Below are 20,437 nucleotides of genomic sequence, written 5' to 3' on the forward strand. Positions count from 1 at the left end.
TCTTAAAACTCCAATGTTCCTTCAATTGCAAAGTTTGCTCTTGAGTCTAATTCTGCATGAGATAAAACTGCAACTTGAAGACCAAATTTCTCATAAATTTCAGAAATTCTTTTTCTTAAAGATGGGTCAACAACCATAGCAACTTTACTAAATCCTTTTGCTTCTATTTGTTCAATTAAATCTTTTGTATGTGTTACAAGATTATTAATCTCTGCAATTGATAACATAAGTTGTGTTGCACCATGTTGGTCTTGCAGTTTTCCAATAAATTGTTGTTCAAGTTCTGGTTTTATAGTAACAATATGTAAAATACCATCATTATCAACAAACTTTTGTGTTATAAGTCTATAAAGTTTTGACCTTACATGTTCTAAAAGAACATCAGGTGCTTTTGTAAACTCTGCAATATCAGCAATTGCTTCAATAATAGTTAACATATCAACTATTGGTATTTTTTCATGTAAAAGGTCTTTACAAACTTTAAGTAAAGTACCATAAGAAGTAACCTTCATAGCTTCATCAACAACAATAGGAAAGTCTTTTTTTAATCTATCAACAATATCAACTATATCTTGTCTTGTAATAATATCTTCTGCATGTTTTTTAATAATCTCAGAAATATGTGTTGAAATAATAGTTGGAGCATCTACAACAGTAAATCCTTTCATTAAAGCTTCTTCTTTTAAATCAGGTAAAATCCATGTTGCATCAAGATTAAATACTGGTTCTTTAACTTTTAATCCTCTTAGTTTTTCACTTCCTAATCCACCCATAGCAAGTAGTTTATCTGTTTCAACTCTACCTTTTACTAAAGGTATTCTTTTTAAATATAATTGATATTCATTTGGCCCAATATTAGCATCATCTGAAATTCTTATTTGAGGGATAATAAATCCTAACTCACCTGCAATTGTCTTTCTAATTGCCTTGATTTTATCTAATAACTCTGAGTTTCCTTGAACTAATTGAAGAAGTCTAATTCCAAGCTTTAACTCTAAAACTTCAAGCTTCATAATTGTTTCTATGTTTTGTTCTTCATTAGCAGCTGCTGCTTGTTTTTTCTTCTCTTTAATAGTCTCAATATCATCAGTCATTTTAGTTTTAGACTTAGTCTCTTCTGGTTTTGTTTGGAAGAATCTTGTAATAGCATTTTCTTGCTCATTTTCAATCATATTTATTGTGTATCCAATAAATATTAAAATTCCACCCATTACAATTAAGATACCAGTGGGGAAACCTGGAACAAAACCAAAAAGAATCATACCAATACCAACTAGTACTAAAGCTTTTGAATCTTTTACAAGTTGCATTACAGATTGATTTGCAAATCTATCTTCATCCATATTTGATCTTGTAATAATAATTGCAGTAGCAGTTGATAAAATAAGTGCAGGTATTTGAGCAACTAAACCATCACCAATAGTTAAAATTGTATAAATCTCACCACTCTCACTAACACTCATATCATGTTGGAAAAGTCCAATTAATAAACCACCAATTAAGTTTACTAAAGTAATGATAATACCAGCAACAGCATCACCTTTTACGAACTTAGAAGATCCATCCATTGCTCCATAAAAGTTTGCTTCTGAAATTAAAGCTTTTCTTCTTTCTTGTGCTTGCTTATCATCGATAAAACCAGCATTTAAGTCTGCATCAATTGCCATTTGTTTACCAGGCATAGAATCAAGGTTAAATCTAGCAGTAACTTCTGCAACCCTTGTTGCACCTTTTGTTACAACCATAAAGTTAATAAGTACTAAAATAATAAATACAATAACACCAATAACCATATTACCACCAACAACGAACTCTCCAAAGGCGGAGATAATTGAACTTACGGCATCTGGACCATTATGTCCCTCACTTAAAATTGATCTGGTAGTTGCTATATTTAAGGATAGCCTAAATAGCGCTAAAATAAGTATTATTGTAGGAAAAGTTGTTAAATCAGATGGCTTATGAATATATAATGAAATTAATAAAATTAATAAAGATAAAGATAAAGATATTACCAAAAAAAAGTCTAGAATCCCTTTTGATAAGGGAACAATAATAATTACTAATATTGCAACAAATAGTGCAACTACAAATAAATCTTTCGATAATATCTTTCTTATGTTCATTTACGACTTTAACTTTTTAATTTAAAATAACTATCTAATAAAATTAACTAATGATAATTCATTAGTTTTATTAATTGTTGAATATAAAGCTGTAAAAGTTAATTCTAAAGCCTTTGCTTCAACTGCAACTTTTGATAAATCAGCTGCTCCAATTTCTTGAAATAAGATATTGTATTGTGTTAATTTTGCAGAAACTTTTTCTTCAGAAATTTCAAAAACTCTATTTCTTCCACCTAATTCTGCATGGGCAACGTTTACTGCATCAAATGCACTATTAATATTTTCTAATCCTTCAGTTAAAGCAGCATCTGCTACTGCATCACTTACAGGATTTCCATTAGAATCAACTTTATTTAAAGCATTTACAACATTATCTATTTCATCAAAAATATTTGTCTTAGCTTCAAACTTAGTACCATCTACATTTGGTGTTGTAACTTGATAAGGAAATTTTGCTGCGTTTGCTCCACCATTTGCTGATACTGTTAACTCATCAGTTGTTGGGTTTCCATTAAAATCATACCTTACTAATTTAGTAGGAGTTGTAAGTGAGTCTGGTTTCCATTCAAAACCATCTTGATCCACTATTCTTTGAGATGTTGAAAACTCTAAAGTATCAGCTTTTGTAGCGATATCAGTTGAAAACATCATCATATCAAAACCATTTACACCTTTTTCTCTATATGAACCTTCATCTACAGCAATTTTTCTTAAGTGGTTATCTCCATTATAAGAAACTTTCCCTGTTACTGGGTCTTCTGTAAAAGATGCAATTGATGAGTCTGATCCTGAGAATAAATACTCTCCATCAATTTTTGTATTAGCTAAATCTAAAATATTTTGCTTAACACCTGCAATACTAACTGCAATTGCTTTCTTACCTTCATCAGTAGTAGTATCAGTATTAGCCTTTAAAAGTTCGCTTTTTACTTGTTCTAATAGAGTTTTAATTTCTCCTATTGCTGAATCTGAAACGTTATTATGAACTGTTGTTTTATTTAACTGATCTTGAATACCTTCAAAAGTTCTAATTTTATCTTCAACAAAAATTTGTCTAGTAAATAAAACTGCATCATCACTACCATCATCTATCTTTTTACCAGTACTTGTTTGATAAGATATTCTTTGTTGTTCGGCATTAAGTTTATCTAATCTATGTAATGTAATTTCTGTTTGATTTATCATTGTAATACCTTTCTGAACATCTGTATAATTTCATTGAAGTTATACCGTTCTTGTGTACCTTGAGTTAAAAACTCTCTAATTCGCTCTTTTTTAGCCATTGCTTCATCTAATTCTGGATCCATTCCAGGTTTATAAGCACCTACTCTAACTAAAACTTCATTCTCTTTTATTAATGATAATACTCTTTTTAACTTTAAAAAGCCATTATAATGCTCTTTGTCAACAACTTTATCCATTACCCTTGAAGCTGATTTTAACAGATTTATAGGAGGATAAAAGCCTTGTTCTGTTAACTCTCTTGTTAAAACTATATGACCATCCAAAATAGATCTACTTTGATCAGCAATAGGGTCATTCATATCATCCCCATCAACAAGTACAGTAAAAAATGCTGTTAATGAACCTTTATCATTATTACCAGCTCGCTCCATAAGTTGAGGAAGTAAAGCAAAAACAGAAGGTGGATAACCACGACTTACTGGTGGTTCACCAGTACTTAATCCTATTTCTCTTTGAGCCATAGCAAATCTTGTAACTGAGTCCATCATAAGTAAAACATCATGACCTTTATCTCTAAAATACTCAGCAATTGCCATAGCCGTAAAAGCTCCATATTTTCTCATAAGTGCTGATTCATCTGAAGTTGCAGCTACAATTACTGTATTTTCTAAATTATTATCAAGATTATAGTGAATAAATTCAGGTATTTCTCTACCTCTTTCCCCTATAAGAGCAACAACTTTTATTTGAGCTTCACAACCTTTTACAACCATTCCCATAAGCGTAGACTTACCAACACCAGAACCTGCAAAAATACCTACTTTTTGACCTTTTCCTGCTGTTAACATTGAATCAATTGCTTTAACACCAGTTGAAAATCGCTCATCAATAATTCCTCTATCTAAAGGAGCCATAGAGAGTTTATTAATAGCAGAATTTTCATGTAAATCTTTTATTTTTCCTTTATCATCAATAGGTTCACCTAAAGCATTTACGACTCTTCCTAAAAGACCATATCCACATTTAACAGATAAACCTTCTTTTTGTAAATAAACCTTATCATGTATCCTAAATCCATCAATAAAAGAAAAAGGAACAATTGTAAAATCACTTCCATTAATAGAAGCAACCATTCCTAAAACCGTATATAAATGCTGAACTGATTCAATTTTGACAATATCCCCAACGGCAACTTCTAAACCAGTTGCGGTAACTGTTGTACTTGAAATATTTTTAATTCTTCCAAAAGCTATAGATAAATCACTTGATTCAATACTACTAATTAACTTATCTAAATCCATTACATCTCATCACACATTTTTTTATATAAACTATCAACAGTTCCCTCAACTTCTTTACATCTTGTAATATATTCTTGTTTTTTTGCTTTATTATTTTGTAAATCATAAATATTGATTAAATCATAATAGATTTTTACTTCATCATTTGGTTTAATTCTTCTCGTATTTTCTAAACCTTCAAGTAAAAACTGTTTTGATTTTTCAATATTATTTGTATCTTCTTCTAATTTAGCTAATGCCATTTCAACATCAGGAGAGTAAATATACGCTTTAATCTCTTTTTGCTTATCATATAGAGCATTTAAAATCTCTACTGCTTTATCTTTTTTTGAATGTTTCAATAAATAAAAATAGTAATCATAGTAAAAATCAACAATCAAAGGATTATTCTTATTTTTTTCTATAAATGCATTATTTCTTAAAGCATAAGAGAAAAATTTATCAAGAGCTAAACTATCATTTTGTAATTTAATAATTTTATATCTTGTCAAAAACTCTTGAGCTAAAATATTTTTATCATTAACCATCTCTACTTTTGCAGAAAAATCAAGAGCATCATCAAAAAGATTTAAAGATAATGCCATTTTTTCTAAATATAAATAAATATTACCATCTCTACTTGTATTAAATGTATTTTTAATTTGAGTATATGCTCTTTCATATGGAACATCAATTAAACATTGAAAGAATTTAAACTTAACACTATCATCTTCAATTAAACGCTCTAAAGTTGAGCTTCTTGAAGTATGTAAGGCTTCATTTAGAGCAAAACATTGGTCATTATTTAAAAGCATTTTAATTCGCTCGATATTTACCTCATCAAAAATTGCATTCATTGATTCATATCCAAATCTTTTTGCAATACTATCAGAAATAGTTTTATATATTTTCTTTTTTCTTAGAATATCATCAAATCTTTTAGCTTCTTTTTCATTTAATAACTCTTGTAATAAAGCTTTTTGTTGCATGGATTCTGAGTTTTCATATTTTTGAGAAATAACAGTTGTTTTTAAAATATTTTGTCTCATTAATATTTCATCAATAAACATTTTTGATTTATCTAAATATGCACCTTGAGAATAATCATTAATTATATCAGTATATAATTGCTTTGCTTTTTCTAAATAATAATTTGTTCTATCATACATAAGCATATATGTATTGGCTAATTTAAACTTAAAATCCTCAATAGACTCTTCTTTTGTAGTTCTATTTAAAAGCTCTTTTAAAATATTTGCAGCATGTTCAGGCATTCCAGCATTTATTAATTTTGTAATCTTTTTATTTGCTAAGTAAGAGTCGTTTGCATAAAAATCAATATTATTCTTTAAAACTTGAGAAATCAGCTCATTAGCTTTTTCATACTCTTCTGTAAAAATATATAAGTCAAAAAGCTCATTTGCAACTATCGTAGCAACCTCTTTATCTTTTGTTTTTGCTAGGATTTCATATAAGATTCTAATTGCCATATTTGGTTCTTTTTGATATTTATGAACCTTTGCAAGTGCTATTTTACCTCTAGTTTGAACTATCTTATCACTAAAGTTATTTACAATTATCTCAGCAAAATATTTAGCATCTTTTGACCTGTTTGATTGAAGTTTTAAATCAACTAGTAACTCATAAGCCCTTGGTAAATCATACTCGTTAATTTGTGCAGAATTAATAGCCTCTTCTAAAACTTTCGCTGCATCAATAATAAATCTTTTTGACTCTTTTTTTAAAGACAATTCACTATAAAGAATAACAATATCAGAGTTTAAAACTTTTAATTTATTTTTATCTTTAAAACTTTTTATTTGTGCATAGGCTTCATCAACTTTACCATCTTTAGCCATTAGTCTTGCATTTTTAATTAAATCAAAACCATCACTAATCTCTTGTTTTCTCTGTTCTGAGATTTGTATTCCAGAAGAGTTTATAAAACTATAATAAAAATCCTTCTTTGCATATAAAAAGTTTATTAATAAAAAAAATACAATTAAAAATTTCAAAATCTACCTTTTAGTCTTTTTTAACTCATAAACATAAGAGAAAATTTCTGCTAATGTTTTATAAAATTCACTTGGAACTTCTTGGTCAACATCTATTTGATCATATAAAGCCCTAGCTAATGCTGGATTTTCAATTATTGGAATATCATTCTCTTTTGCAATATCTTTTATTTTTATTGCTAAGAAATCTATCCCTTTTGCTATCATCTTAGGTGCTGCATCTACACTATTATCGTATTTCATTGCAATTGCATAATGAGTTGGATTTGTTATTACAACATCTGCATCAGGTACATCTGACATCATTCTTTTTTGTGCCATTTGCATCTGTATTCTTCTAATACGACCTTTTACTTGAGGATCTCCATCCATATTTTTAAATTCATCTTTAATCTCTTGCTTACTCATTCTAAGAGATTTCATATAATAGTGTCGTGTAAAATAAAAATCAATTATAGCAAAAATAATTATAATAAGTAATATGGCTGCTAAAAAGTAACTTGTTAACTCTATCATAGTATTTATAGTACCTAGAGTTTCTTGATCCATCATAGCAAGCATCATTTCACCAGTAAATAAAAAAAGAATAACCATTACAATCATGATTATTATTAGTTTAACTGTTAATTTAAATGCTTCAATTAACTTTTTTAAACCAAATACATTTTTCATTCCTTTAATTGGATCAAGCTTTTGTAAATCCAATTTTATAGGTGTAACAATCATTCCAAATTGAATCCAGTTAAATATCAACGACAAAATAAAAACCAAAATGAAAATTGGCGCTAAAGCTTTAAATGTTGCCATTGTTACTGAATAGGTCAGCGAATAAAAAATACTACCATCCATTTCTTGACCTATGAGGTTATAACAATACATCATAAGCTTCTTTATTTCAAACATTGCAGATGATGAAAAAAACAACAAGTATAAAGAACCAAAGAACAGTATAGCTGCCCCTGTAACTTCCATAGACTTAGCGACATTTCCTTCTTTTTTGGCGTCTTCTATCTTCTTGGGCGTGGGTTCTTCGGTTTTTTCGTCTTCATCATCAGCCATGAACTAATCCTACCTATTGAAACTTTGAAAGAAAGTACTCTGTAAAAGTTTCTGTAAATACTTCCATTCCAAACATTAAAAATAAAAAAATCAAACCAAATTTCATCTGAAAAGTAATAACAAAAGGTGAAAATGCTGGCATTGATTTCGTTCCATATCCGTAATATAAATCCATAATAAATCCAATAAAAAATAGAGGCAAAGCAAATGCAAATGCAAAAGTAAACATTCTTTTTATTTCATCAATTGCCAATTGAATTCCATTATATGAGAATATATCAAAAGAGCCTAAATGAACCATAGAAAAACTCTTTACCAACATTACAATTGTCATTTCATACATACCTGTTTGGAAAAACAATGCAATAATAATCCAATATAAAAGTCTAGAAACTAAACCCTCTTGAGAACCTGTTGAAGGGTCAAACATCATTGCCATAGATAAAGCTGTTGAATATCCAACAAAATCACCAATAATTCTAACAGCTGCAAACATTATTTGGAAAAATAAAGAAGCTATAGCACCTAGCGTAATTTCAGAAATTAATCCAATAATAAAAGTTTCTTGGGTAATTGCTGTTGTAACATTTACAACAGGAAAAAGAAAAACTGTAATATAAAAAGCAAAAGCAATTCTTATTCTTACACTAACAGCAGCATCACCAAATATTGGCATAAAAGCTACAAATGCTAAAATCCTAGCAAGCAACAATAAAAATTCATAAACTATATTTTCATTTAATAATGATAGAAAGGCTTCCATTAAATACTACATATAATCTAAGTTTTTATCGTCAGTTTTATTATTTTCTCTTGATTCTAAAATAGTTCTTGTATCTGCATTACTTTGAGCATTAGAGTTTTGATTACTATTTTGATTATTAGATGAGCTTTGATTATTTTCATTTGAGTTAAAATCTAAATTAAATGTTGTATCTTCACTAAATGTCTTATTTAATGCATTTTTTAATCCATTTTGACTATCCACAAAAGCTTCTAATGTAGAGTTATTAGAGATATTCATACTAATACTAATCGCATTATCTTTATCACTTTTCATAATAATTGCAATTGTTCCTAAGTTAGCTGGATTTAAATTAATTCTAAATGCAGTTACTGGTGGTTTGTAGTTCTCATACATTTGTCTTGCAACATCTGACATCATAGTTGACATTTGTTGTCTTGCACCAATTATTCTTGCTTGTATACTTTGTGCTAAAGAAGGATTTATATTAAGAGTAACTTCTTGTTCTATTTTATCAGTTGAAGTTGAAGTTGAAGTAGAAACTAATGTTTCAGTAGCTTTTGCAATATTATTACTATTTTCAATACTTTTATTGATTATATTTCTAATTTCATCTTGCTTAACACTATTACTTATAGCAAGTCTATCTAAGAAACTTCTTCTATCACTAACTAATGTTTCACTAACTTTAGTTTGCTCAGACTTAGTTACTTCAACATCAACTTTTTCTAAACCAATATCAAGTTTTTTAGCACCCTCTTTTACATCTTCTACATTTTTTGCATCTTTAACTTGGTTTAAAGCTTCAGCCTTATTTGCTAAAGAGCTTTTATTTGCATTACTTCTTTGAGTACTTAAATAAATATTTGTTAAGAAATCTTTTGAGTCATTGCTATTTTTTACAGCAGATGTTGAATCATTTTTAGAAACTTCATTATTTGCTTTTGTATCACCTAAAGTTTTCTTCTCATCTAAAAACTTAGACTCTTCTACCAGTTTATCTAGTAAAGATTTTTCTTCTTTCTTTTCAGGAGTTTTAGTATTTAAAACTGATTGCTCAAGCTCTTTTTTTGATACATTTAAACTTTCATTGTTATCTTTTGTATTTAATGAAGCTAAATCTTTTGCAACTTTTTCATTTTTAACTTCAACATTTGACAAATTAGAAGATTGAGATTCTTTATTTTCACTTTTTAAACTACTATTTTCTTCCTTAATATTCTTATTTAAATTAAGATTATCAGTTTTATCTTTTATTTGAGAATTAGTGTCTTCTTCTTTTAAACTATTTTGATTCAATGATATTGAAGTTTCTTTAGTTTCATTTTTCTTAGAATCTATTATACTTACAGTTTCAGTAGTTTGATTTTTTACTTGTGTATCTAAACTTGTTTTTTCTGTGTTATTACTATTTGATTGAGTAGTAGATTTTTGTTCACTATTTAATAAACTAACTTCTTTATCTTTAGATATTTCATCAGGTATATTATCACTTTGTTTAGTAGTGTTGTTTATATTTTCTTTATCTTTTATAAGCTTTTTATCATCTATAGCAGATTCTTTTTCTTTTGTTTCATCAGTTGACTCTACTGAAGATTTAATCTCTTTTGTTTCAACTTTTAGATCACTATTTTTACTAGTATCTTTTTTATTTTCTAAATTATTAGGTTCATTTTTATTTTCTACACTATTCTTAACTGAATCTTCTTTAGTATTTTGATTAGTTTTATTTTCACTATTATTTAATGAAACTGGTTTAGAATCGTTTAAAGGACTTGTTTCTTTAGTGTTTTTATCTTTTTTTGACTCACTAATAGTTTCAGTAGTTAAAGTTTCATCACTTTTTTTATCAGTCTTTGCTAAACTAGTTTCACTTTTATTTTGTTCTAATTCTTTTGAAACTTTTTGATTATCATCTTTTTTATCTTTTGAAGATACTTCTAATTGCTTTGTATCATCACTAGATTTTGTATCTTCTTTACTATCTGTTTTAGAAATTTCAAGCTCTTTTTTAGAACTATTATTTTCAGATAATAACTTTTTATCAGTTTTATTGTCTTCTGTTTGAGTTAAAGAATTATCTTTATTTTTTGTCTCATTTTTTGATTTATTATCAATATTTGAATTTTCACTATTTTTTGCTTCTTTTTTAGCCTCTACAATTAACCTATCCAATAAAGAATTAGAAGATTTTGTTGGATTTAATGTCTCACTTTTTTCTAAAGTTTTTTCAGTATTAGTTAAAGACTCTTTATTTTTTGAAGTATCTAAACTATTTTGCTTATTTTCAGTTTTTTCATTTGAAATATTTTTATCACTATTTTTTATTTCATCTTTAAACTCTACAGTTTGTGTTGATTTAGTAGATATTGTTTCATCTTTAGCAGATGATAACTCTTTAGAAGAATTAGAATTTACTTTATTTTCCTCTAAAGAACTATTATTCTTAGCTTCTTCTTTTAAGCCACTTAACATAGAATCAAAAAGTGAAGCACCTTCTTTTTTTTCACCTTTTAAAGATGTTTTACTTGATGAAGATGTATCATTAACACTTGTTTGTTTTGCTAAAAAATCAACTTGTTTACTCATAATCTATGCTTTCAATATATCTAATGTTTTAGTATCTATGTTCTTATGTGTATTAAATGCAGCAACATTTGATTCATAAGATCTCATAGCTTCAACTAAATTAACCATCTCAATTACAGGATTAATATCAGGATAAGCAACATATCCATCTTCATTTGCATCTGGATGATTTGGTTCAAATCTCATTACAGGTTGAGCATCAGATTCAACGATAGATTTAACACCTACTCCTCTTAATGCTACTTCTGTTTGTTCTTTACTATTCATTTTATCTAAAGTTTGTGCACTATTATTTTTAGTATTTGTTTTACCAAGTAAAATATCTTCAAAAACTACTTCTTGTTTCTTATAAGGTCCACCTTGTTCAGTGTGAGTTGTTTTAGCATTAGCTATATTTGCACTTGTAACATTTATTCTAGTTCTTTGAGCACTCATACCAGAAGTAGCTACATTATATCCATCAAAAAAACCCATTGCTAACTCCTAATTATATTTGCATTCTCATAACTTCTTTATATGCATTTAAAGCTTTATTTTTAACTTCTAATCCAAGTTTCATAGAAAGTTCAGCTTCTTCAATTTGTTGAACTGCATGTTGAAGATTTGTAACCTTACCAGTAGCTATTTCTTCCATAGCTTTATACCCTTGAAGTTGTTCTTTATTTACTTCTGAAACTGCATCATTTAACATATTTGAAAATGTTGAATCTTTTTTTGTATCAACATTTGTATTAGTATTTAATGTTAGTGGATTTATTGAGTCTGCTATTGAAGATATTTTCATTTATAATCCTTTAGCTTGCATTTTGTTTTTGCTGAGCTTTTTCTTCAGCATTTACTATTTCTTGAACATTTAGTTCATTTAACATAGCATCAATTTTTTCTTCATTGTAGTTAAAATCTAGTTCTGCTTTTCTATCATCTAAACTAAATAAAGAGATTATTAGTGATAGCATCATATTACTGATGCCTTTTAAAATTACTGTTATTCCTATTATACCTAAAATCATTTCATAAGGCGTAAATAGTTCTGCATTTACTACAAAAAATATTACTGTTGCAAAGAATCCAGTAGCTATATATAATCTAAATATACCACTGTTTATAACATTTTGAGAGAATCTTTCTACTACCATGTTACTCTTTTTTCTTTAACAATTAAAAAAGTACAATTTTTTTTATGCTCTTGCACTTCAACTAACCTTTAGTGAATATTTTTTAATAAATAATCAATTATCACCTGCAGTTGTCTTGTAGAATCATCTTGAATAAACTCTTTTGTAAAGAGTTTTCTTAGTCTTCCAGTTGTTGAGATATTAGCAGATGTTGAAACGTTTCCTATATATTCTACCATAAAATCTTTACTTAGTCTATTTTTTTTTGCTAAATTAACTAGAGAATTTACAATAGTTTTTCCTATCTGGTAACTCTTAGTGTGGTTAAAACACAACATAAGCTTACTTTTATCATTGGATAGCATTTTTATTAGTGAATACACATCTGTAAGGGCACTTGGATCAGTTGTTGTTATTGCCAAAATATTGTCAGAAATTGATAAAAACTCTTTTACATAATCATTTAATCCTGCTCCTGTATCAACAAGAACAATATCGAATTTATTTAAAGCAATTACATCTTGAACTATTCGTGAAAAAACAAAAGAGTTTGAGTGATTAGAATATTGATAACCACTTTTACCTGCTATTAAATATAAATCTTCATATTCCGTTTTTAAAATCACTTCATCTAAACTTTTCATTCCATCAATATAATCAAAAAGTGTCACCTTTGGCTTCATATTTAATAGAACTTGCATATTTGCTAAACCAATATCTGCATCAATTACAGCAACTTTAAAACCTCTTCTTGACAATAAAAAAGCAATATTTGCAGTAAAAGTTGATTTTCCAACACCACCTTTACCTGAAGTAATCGTAACAAGTTTAGTTTTTGATTGATAGTTTGATCTAACCCTATTAGTTAGATTTACAAGCTTACTAGCTTGTGAAGAAATCACATCAAACAATCTTATCTCCTAACACATTCATTATTCATGAAACAATCAATTAAAAAAGAACTATCTGATACTACTAAATCATCAGGTACATTTTGACCTACTGAAAAATAAGTAATAGATTTTTTTGTTTTATGAGCAAAAGAGATTAAGTTTCCAAAACTTTTTGTTTCATCAAGTTTTGTAAATGTTAAATAATCGATATTTAATCTTGAGTAATTAGCATATATTTCAAGTAAATCACTTTGTTTAACATTTGCTGGCATAACTAATATTTTTTCAATTGGAAGTTCTTCTACTTTTTTCTGATAATCATTTATCATCTCAATCTTATCCACATCATATTGACTAGAACCTGCTGTGTCAATAAATATGTAATTACAATCTTTTAATCTAAGTAGAGCTTCTGCTAAATCTTCAGGTTTTTTTACTATTTCTAAAGGTAATCTCATAATATTAGTATATGCTTGAAGTTGTTCAATAGCACCAACTCTAAATGAGTCTAAAGTAACAATACCTACTTTATAACTTTGACCTAATTTATAAGCATATCTTGCTGCTAATTTTGAAATAGTAGTTGTTTTACCAACACCTGTTGGTCCTACCATCATAATAATTTTTCTTTGATGCTTTCTTAAAGGCATTTCATATTTAATAGGTATAATTCTTCTTAGAATCAATTTAAAAAAATCATTAACTTTTTTAGGGTTTGATTTTAAAGAAATTGGCAATTGTTTTATTGTCTTTTTCATTATTGTATATGTCATTTCTTGATCAAATTCATTTTGCTCAAAAAGATTATATATATCTACAAACTCATGGGGAATTGTTAAATCATATAATTGACTTTTAGGATTCCATAAAGACTTTTGAACAAGCTCTAATTTCTCTTGCATTTTAGTTATTTCTTCTTTGAAATCATAAACATGCGTTTGAATTGGCTTTGTATCTTGACTATATTTTTTAGTTATTGCTGGCTTTTTATAAGAGAAGTTGTTTTTATTGTCTTCATCTTCTAATGCAACTACTACTTCATACATATCTTTACCAGATTCATGTGCATTAGCAATTTTTTTTGTAGAAATTACAATAGCTTCTTCACCGCACTCTTCTTGTGCAGCTCTTAAAGCAGCAGTAGGGGTTTCTCCTAAGAAAGAGAGCATATTCATTTTAATCTTCCATCTTTATAGATTTTTTCAATTGTACCGTCTGCCTTTTTAATTCTAATAAAATCATCATTTTCGTAAATAATTTTACCTCTTTTTTCAATTTCTAAAGCACCAAATTTAAACGTAACACTCTCTTTTTTATACACCTTTACATTTTTTTGGCAAAGGATAGAACCGTCATTTATATAGTGTCTTGTAACATACTCATTTTCATCAATATCTTTTAATGTTAAAGGGATACAAGACTTTCTAATTTTATTTACATTTACAAGTCTTAATTTTGCTTTTGAAAGCTTCTCTTCATATGCAAAAGACTCTTTTGCAATTAAAACAGTAATAGCATAAGATTGAATTGACAAAAATATAATCAATAAACTATGCTTTAACATCGAAGATTTGTCCTCCATTCACAGCAGAAATTTCATCTACTAAATCACTATACATTTGTTTAACAGGTAAAACTATAGAAGCTAGTTTTTTATTTAATTGATATAATTCTCTTAAATTATCTTCTAAACCATCTACTTGTTCTCTATAAATATTAACATCTACTCCTGTTTTCATTTCAGAGATAAGTTCTTTATTTAATTCAGATTTCAAAGAAGCAATTTCATTTATTAGATTATGTTTTTGTTCATTTCTTTCAAGTAAACCTTCATTTTTACCCTCTTTTATATCAACAATATCTTGATTAATCGACTCTTTTAATTCATTTACTAATTGAGTCATTTTTTGTACTACTTCTTCAACCATAAGAGTTCCTTACTTATTATTTCTTGATAAAAATTCATAAAGCATATTACTGATTCCCAAACTTCCTGTAGAACTATTAGAAATTGCTTGTGTATACATACCTTTTATGATATCAGAACCAGCTGCATCACCTGCAACTTTTGTTGATTTCAAAGATATATCCATGATTTGTTTTAAAAAAAATGCTTCAAATTCATCACTTACTTTTTTTAATTGTTGTTCTTCTAAGTTATCTGTTTTTATATTGTCAAACTTTTTTGCATTGTTTATTACAGACATGTTAACAAGATTATTAGTATTTATATCCATTATTCCAACCTATCAAAGAAATTTTCTTCACTTAAAATATCATCTTGTGCTTCTTGTGCAAAGAATCTCATTTCAACTCTTCTGTTATCTGCTGAAAGCTCACTTTTAGGATGAAAAGATGAGTAAGCAGAAACTTTTAAAATTGCAGGATCAATTCTATTTTTAATTAGCTCTTTTACAACAGAAATTGATCTTAAAGCTGATATATCCCAACCATCTCTTGGAATTTGACTATTGTTTAAATTATTTCTATCTGTATGACCTATAATTTCAATATTAAATGTTTGAGGCATCGTTCTAATAACTCTTGCAATTTTAGAAACAAAGTTTTTAGCCGCTGGGTTTGTTAAGTCATATTCACCCTCTTTAAACATAATAGTTGAAGGTATATCTAATGTAAACTCATTTTTCCCTTTTTCAATATTCACTTCTTGAAGTTCACTTGTAGAGTTTGCATTTATTTCTTGTACAATTTGAGCCATTTCTTCTGCTGCATTCTCTGCTGCATTTTCACTAGAGCCTTCGCTATTGTCATCTTCAGAAGTACTTTGAGCGTTATCATGTTTTTCTGTTTGAGTTTCAACTGATGTTGTTGTATCAATAAATCCCATTGCCTTTTTCATTACTTCAAAGTATTCTTCTACTTTCTTCTTATCCATTACAGCCATAGATAAAAGAAGAATAAAGAAAGTTAATAGTAATGACATTAGGTCACCAAATTGTACTAGCCAACCTGGTAAACATTTAGGACACTCTGGACATTTATCTTTTCCCATTTTATTTTCTACTCTTCTACTTCAGTTAAAATTGCATTTAATTGCATTTTGATATTACCAATAGACTCTTCTGCAGCAATCATAGTAGTACCTTTAATTATTACTTCACAAGCAACCATTTCTTTTTCATGTTTTTGACTTAATTTATTTTCAAAAATACCAGCTAAAAGAGTACCAACTAAAGCACCATACATTGTTGTAAGTAAGGCAACGGCCATTGCTGGACCAACAGCAGCAGGGTCAGATAAGTTTGCAAGCATTGCAACAAGTCCTACTAGAGTACCAATCATACCCATGGCACCAGCTGTTCCACCTACATTACCAAAAAGACCAATCATTGTTTTGTGTCTTTTTTCCATATGTTCTAATTTATACTCAAGTAAAGGCTGTAAAACTTCTGCTTTAGTACCATCAACTAAAAGTTGGAATCCTTCTTTAAAAAAAGGATTTGTTTCTTCCATAACTTTTTGCTCAATCTGCATTACACCATGTTTTTTAATTTCAGTAGCATAAAAAATGATTTTCTCTACTAATTCAGGTAAAGGTTCAACAGGAACTTCATTTAATGCAATTTTCATTGAAGCACCAACTCTTTTTAAATCACTTGCTTCAAATTGTCCTGCTGTTACAGCAATTGTTCCACCAAATACGATAACAACAGAAGGTATATCAATATAAGGTCCAAAACCAACTCCACCTAAAATAATAGCTAGGGCAACTAAACCCCATCCACCACCAAATCCAGCTAAGGTACTTTTATCCATAACTTACATCCCTATCTGACTTAATCTTAAGTCTTCATTTCCAATTTTTTTAATCTTTAAACCAAATTTCCCTTCAACAATAACAGCTTCACCTTCTCCTATTTTTACACCATTAACTAAAACTTCTAAAGGCTCGTTTACCATTTGTTCAAGTTCAATTATCTCTCCAACATCCCATTTTAAAATATCTTTTAATAAAACAATTTTTGTACCAAGTCTAACACTTAATTTTAGTTTTACATCATAAAGTAATTCTAAGTTTTTTGGAGGTTTGTATGAATTTTCAATTGGTGCACTTGGTGTATGAGAAGGAGCAGAAACAGCAGCTTGTGGTGCTTCTTCTGGTGTTGCTGTATCACCTACAATTGTAGAAAAGAAAGGTAATATTATTTCATCAAAACTAACAATAATTGGTAGTTTTTCATCACCTAAAGATACTAAAAATTCATAATTATTGTTTTGTGCTTCTAAACTATCTAATTCAACAATTTTAGAACCAACTACTTCTGCTTTTATTGATTCAACATCACCGAAACCTTGAGCATTTACAGCAGTACAAAAGCTTCCACATATATTTGAAATGATTTCATTTACAGCATCAGTAATTTCATCATCAATATGCTCTTTTAAATCACCCATTCCACCAAGCATTAAGTACTCAAATTTTGTTGCACTTACAGTTGGAATATAAAAATAACATGTTGATGATATAGCTTTAAACTCAAATTTAACTTGAGCTTCTATAAATTGAGATGATTCATAATTCTCAATTGCTAAGGGGTTTACTGTTTCAACTTGTGAACTATTAGATAATAATTGTTCTAATGTATTTGCTAGTTCATCTTTGAATATATTTGATAAATCTGATGCCAATTAAACTACCCTTATTTTTTATTTTGTGTTTCTTCTAATTGTTGTAAGATGTATGCTTTTACTTTCATCATATCCTCAGTTGGATATTTATATTCAGCTTCACCTTTAGTGATTTTAACAAAGAAGTCTTTTGAATTTTTGTTATAACCAAATTTTACATTGTCTAAAATTACTTCGTTTGTTTGAACTTCTTGCTTACTTCCAAGTGCTTTTTTATACTCTTCATCTTGAATAAGTTTACTTTTTTCACTTGTTTCGTTTATTTTTTCAACTTTTTCTATGTTATTTAATTTTGCATTATCTATTTCAGCTACTCTACCAAGTTCCATACTAGACTCCTTGAAAGATACTATTTTTAGATATTATAGCAGAAAAAAATTTAAATAATTAGTTGTATAAAAAGTTTTGTGTAGAAATTATAAAGATTCTAAATATTCATCAAAGCCAACAAGTTTAAAGTCAATTAATGCATCTTTATAAGCTTGAGTAATATATTGTTTAGCACTTGAAATTTTTAACTCTTGGATAAGTTGTACTGCTGTTAAGAAATCAGCATCTTTATCATTTAGAATAGCTTTAATTAATGAAATTTGAATGGAAGCATCATTATATCTTCCAGCTTCTAATAGTGCAGCTACTAGCAAATACATAGTATATTTATCTTCAAGTTTAAACTCTTTTTGTAAATATTCAATTGTTTTTATTGTTTCATCTGGCTTACCTGAATGTAAATCACTTAAAGCTTTTGTTCTTAAATATGATGGTGACTTCTTACCTGCAATATTTAAATCAGCTTTTTTCATTAATCCAATAGCTTTTAACACATCTATATAATATTTTGTAATAATTAGAGGACCTTCTAAAAAATTATTATTAAGAGTTAAAGGTACACTATCTTGAAGTCTTGAATAATAACCATAATTTGACTCATTTTTATCTCTATAAACCAATCTCATTAAATAAGTCAAAGGATCCTTAAAGTGCTTTGATAATAATGGATGGTCTAAAGTATGTTCATTATTATTAAGTTTTTCTAAATAGTCTAAAGCTTTGAAGAAAATTGTATTTTTATAAGATAAAGCCTCTTTTTCAAACTTATATTCTTCATTGATAAAAAGTTTATAAACTTTTTTTGCAAAATAATTATATGTACCATCTTTAGTTCTTATAATCGCGTCTATATAATCTCTATCTTTTAGTTTTTTACCTAATTTATCTGCAGTAATTAAAGTCATAACAGCATATAGTTTATTTCCAGGATTAAGTTTAAAAGCTTTTACAAACTGTTTATGAGCATTAAAATAATCTTGAATATGAGCATAAGATAAACCTAAATTATAGTAAATATAAGATTTTGTATCTGTAGTTAAAAGCTTTTTTAATTTAGTAACTCTAATAATTGGATCTTCTTTGATTACATCTAAAAATTTAGTATTATACTCAACCATTTCTTCTAAACTATCTAAATTTCCTGCTGAGTTAAAAATAAAACCTTTAGAACTATCATAAATTATTTCTTCAGAATCAGAGAATATAAATGGAGCAAAATAGAATAAGAAGTTATATTTTCTATCACTATCAAACTTTAAAACGAAATCTAAATAATCTTTAGCAGTATACTTGTTTTCATTGAAAAATATTTCCAATGGTAAATCTTGATTAGCTTTAAAAATCGATCTTCTTTCTTGAATTAAATCAAGATTCTCTCTAAGTCTCTCGATATTGTTAGCTTTTAAATCAATAAAAACTCTAAACCATAAAATATGATTTAATCTATTTTGATTAAGAGTATTATTTTGTGCTTTTTCAAGTAATATATTTGCTTTTTCATAATCTTTTAATTTTATATGCAATAAAGCTTTTTTTAAATCCATTGCATAGTCCATTGAATTTAAAACTTTTAAAGCACTACTATACTCTTTTAAAATAATATAAGTATCGGCTAACATTCTTTTTGAGTGTTCAGTTAAGTTTTTGTATTTTCTCGCAATTTTAACAATAGTATCTAAATATTTGTTATCTTTTGATATCTGATATAAATAATAACATGCTGACATATAAGAGTAAGTATTTGTATTTGCACTAGCTTTATTTTCATAAATAGTATTTAAATAAACTATTGCTTTATCAATTGCACCTAATTTATAATATGCAATTCCTATATTTAATTTTGATGGGATTTCTATAACATTTGAAGTTTTTTCAAGTATTTTAATCGCTTTTTCATATTCCCCTTTACCTAAAAATAAAACTGCTTTATTAAACTCTACTTGTAAAGCTAAATTTTCTTGCGATTTTTTTAGTTTATCATATTGAAAAAGTATTTCTGGTTGAGATTCTATTAATTCATTTTTAGCATATAAAGTATTATTTAAAAAAAATGATACTAATAATATTTTATATACTAAACTATTTAATTCTCTTATTTTAAACCATTGTATTAACTTGTGCATATAACTCTTCATTTCTTTTTTCAAGTTCATCAACTCTATGTCTTAAGTTCATATTTTCTAGTCTAGCTTCTTGTAAGTCATCTCTTGCTACTTGTAAAGTATCATGACTTTTTACTAGTGTATTTGAACTAATTTTTGCTTGTTTTTCATATCTATCAACAATTTTTTGCAATTTAGTTATTTCATCTTCTAATAAATTCTTTTCCTCATTTACTTTTCTATATAAAGATTTATATACATTAGCACTAGAAAAAAAGTATAATAATAAAATTCCAATAATAGTGATTAATAAAAAATTTTCCAAAACAATCCTACATAAATTAAGTA

At 27.5% G+C, this 20,437-nt stretch carries 21 protein-coding genes; all 21 read right to left on the reverse strand.

What is annotated here, in order from left to right; genetic code table 11:
• Positions 1 to 2: 2 nt before the first annotated feature.
• The 21 genes from flhA to ACH5BF_RS07425 all read right to left on the reverse strand — a co-directional run bounded on the left by flhA (position 3) and on the right by ACH5BF_RS07425 (position 20,414).
• Positions 3 to 2,126 carry a flagellar biosynthesis protein FlhA gene (flhA, locus tag ACH5BF_RS07325; protein ID WP_423273561.1) on the reverse strand — a complete coding sequence of 708 codons (2,124 nt, stop codon included), beginning with the start codon at positions 2,124 to 2,126 and terminating at the stop codon, positions 3 to 5.
• A 30-nt stretch (positions 2,127 to 2,156) separates the two neighbouring features.
• The gene (gene flgL / locus ACH5BF_RS07330) at positions 2,157 to 3,311 is read right to left on the reverse strand and encodes a flagellar hook-associated protein FlgL (protein WP_423273562.1); all 1,155 of its coding nucleotides are present in this window, start codon (positions 3,309 to 3,311) and stop codon (positions 2,157 to 2,159) included.
• Positions 3,308 to 4,612, reverse strand: coding sequence for a flagellar protein export ATPase FliI (gene fliI, locus ACH5BF_RS07335; protein ID WP_423273563.1), 1,305 nt, complete (start codon positions 4,610 to 4,612; stop codon positions 3,308 to 3,310). Before fliI ends, flgL begins: the two co-directional genes overlap by 4 nt.
• Positions 4,612 to 6,606, reverse strand: coding sequence for a hypothetical protein (locus ACH5BF_RS07340; protein ID WP_423273564.1), 1,995 nt, complete (start codon positions 6,604 to 6,606; stop codon positions 4,612 to 4,614). Before ACH5BF_RS07340 ends, fliI begins: the two co-directional genes overlap by 1 nt.
• A 3-nt stretch (positions 6,607 to 6,609) precedes the next feature.
• Positions 6,610 to 7,665 (reverse strand): flagellar biosynthesis protein FlhB, encoded by a 1,056-nt coding sequence (gene flhB, locus ACH5BF_RS07345; RefSeq protein WP_423273565.1) that lies wholly within the window; start codon positions 7,663 to 7,665, stop codon positions 6,610 to 6,612.
• Positions 7,666 to 7,678: 13 nt separating this feature from the next.
• Positions 7,679 to 8,428, reverse strand: coding sequence for a flagellar biosynthetic protein FliR (locus ACH5BF_RS07350; protein ID WP_423273566.1), 750 nt, complete (start codon positions 8,426 to 8,428; stop codon positions 7,679 to 7,681).
• A 6-nt stretch (positions 8,429 to 8,434) separates the two neighbouring features.
• Positions 8,435 to 10,999 (reverse strand): flagellar hook-length control protein FliK, encoded by a 2,565-nt coding sequence (fliK, locus tag ACH5BF_RS07355; RefSeq protein ID WP_423273567.1) that lies wholly within the window; start codon positions 10,997 to 10,999, stop codon positions 8,435 to 8,437.
• A 3-nt stretch (positions 11,000 to 11,002) separates the two neighbouring features.
• Complete coding sequence (flgC, locus tag ACH5BF_RS07360; RefSeq protein WP_423273568.1) at positions 11,003 to 11,473, reverse strand: flagellar basal body rod protein FlgC; 471 nt, start codon at positions 11,471 to 11,473, stop codon at positions 11,003 to 11,005.
• Positions 11,474 to 11,486: 13 nt separating this feature from the next.
• A complete protein-coding gene (gene fliE / locus ACH5BF_RS07365; RefSeq protein WP_423273569.1) occupies positions 11,487 to 11,783 on the reverse strand; it encodes a flagellar hook-basal body complex protein FliE in 297 nt (98 codons plus the stop codon).
• A 10-nt stretch (positions 11,784 to 11,793) separates the two neighbouring features.
• Entirely contained in the window at positions 11,794 to 12,135 is a 342-nt protein-coding gene (locus tag ACH5BF_RS07370; protein WP_423273570.1) for a hypothetical protein, read from the reverse strand.
• A 68-nt stretch (positions 12,136 to 12,203) separates the two neighbouring features.
• Positions 12,204 to 13,016 carry a P-loop NTPase gene (locus tag ACH5BF_RS07375; protein WP_423273701.1) on the reverse strand — a complete coding sequence of 271 codons (813 nt, stop codon included), beginning with the start codon at positions 13,014 to 13,016 and terminating at the stop codon, positions 12,204 to 12,206.
• An 11-nt stretch (positions 13,017 to 13,027) separates the two neighbouring features.
• A complete protein-coding gene (flhF, locus tag ACH5BF_RS07380; RefSeq protein WP_423273571.1) occupies positions 13,028 to 14,182 on the reverse strand; it encodes a flagellar biosynthesis GTPase FlhF in 1,155 nt (384 codons plus the stop codon).
• On the reverse strand, positions 14,179 to 14,571 hold the full coding sequence (locus ACH5BF_RS07385) for a hypothetical protein (RefSeq protein WP_423273572.1): 393 nt from the start codon (positions 14,569 to 14,571) through the stop codon (positions 14,179 to 14,181). The genes flhF and ACH5BF_RS07385 overlap by 4 nt, the downstream gene beginning before the upstream one ends.
• On the reverse strand, positions 14,558 to 14,935 hold the full coding sequence (locus ACH5BF_RS07390) for a hypothetical protein (protein ID WP_423273573.1): 378 nt from the start codon (positions 14,933 to 14,935) through the stop codon (positions 14,558 to 14,560). The genes ACH5BF_RS07385 and ACH5BF_RS07390 overlap by 14 nt, the downstream gene beginning before the upstream one ends.
• Positions 14,936 to 14,944: 9 nt before the next feature.
• Positions 14,945 to 15,244 (reverse strand): hypothetical protein, encoded by a 300-nt coding sequence (locus ACH5BF_RS07395; RefSeq protein WP_423273574.1) that lies wholly within the window; start codon positions 15,242 to 15,244, stop codon positions 14,945 to 14,947.
• The gene (locus ACH5BF_RS07400; protein ID WP_423273575.1) at positions 15,244 to 16,020 is read right to left on the reverse strand and encodes an OmpA/MotB family protein; all 777 of its coding nucleotides are present in this window, start codon (positions 16,018 to 16,020) and stop codon (positions 15,244 to 15,246) included. The genes ACH5BF_RS07395 and ACH5BF_RS07400 overlap by 1 nt, the downstream gene beginning before the upstream one ends.
• Positions 16,021 to 16,028: 8 nt before the next feature.
• Positions 16,029 to 16,784, reverse strand: coding sequence for a motility protein A (locus ACH5BF_RS07405; protein WP_423273576.1), 756 nt, complete (start codon positions 16,782 to 16,784; stop codon positions 16,029 to 16,031).
• 3 nt (positions 16,785 to 16,787) lie between these two features.
• Positions 16,788 to 17,657: a FliM/FliN family flagellar motor switch protein gene (locus ACH5BF_RS07410; protein ID WP_423273577.1), complete on the reverse strand. Its 870-nt coding sequence runs from the start codon at positions 17,655 to 17,657 to the stop codon at positions 16,788 to 16,790.
• Between the two features lie 11 nt (positions 17,658 to 17,668).
• Positions 17,669 to 17,986: a flagellin gene (locus tag ACH5BF_RS07415; protein WP_423273578.1), complete on the reverse strand. Its 318-nt coding sequence runs from the start codon at positions 17,984 to 17,986 to the stop codon at positions 17,669 to 17,671.
• An 87-nt stretch (positions 17,987 to 18,073) separates the two neighbouring features.
• Positions 18,074 to 20,110 (reverse strand): tetratricopeptide repeat protein, encoded by a 2,037-nt coding sequence (locus ACH5BF_RS07420; RefSeq protein ID WP_423273579.1) that lies wholly within the window; start codon positions 20,108 to 20,110, stop codon positions 18,074 to 18,076.
• A complete protein-coding gene (locus ACH5BF_RS07425) occupies positions 20,085 to 20,414 on the reverse strand; it encodes a PIN domain-containing protein (protein ID WP_423273580.1) in 330 nt (109 codons plus the stop codon). The genes ACH5BF_RS07420 and ACH5BF_RS07425 overlap by 26 nt, the downstream gene beginning before the upstream one ends.
• Positions 20,415 to 20,437 lie beyond the last annotated feature (23 nt).

Source organism: Arcobacter pernae, from assembly GCF_049472135.1.
Classification (GTDB): domain Bacteria; phylum Campylobacterota; class Campylobacteria; order Campylobacterales; family Arcobacteraceae; genus Arcobacter_B.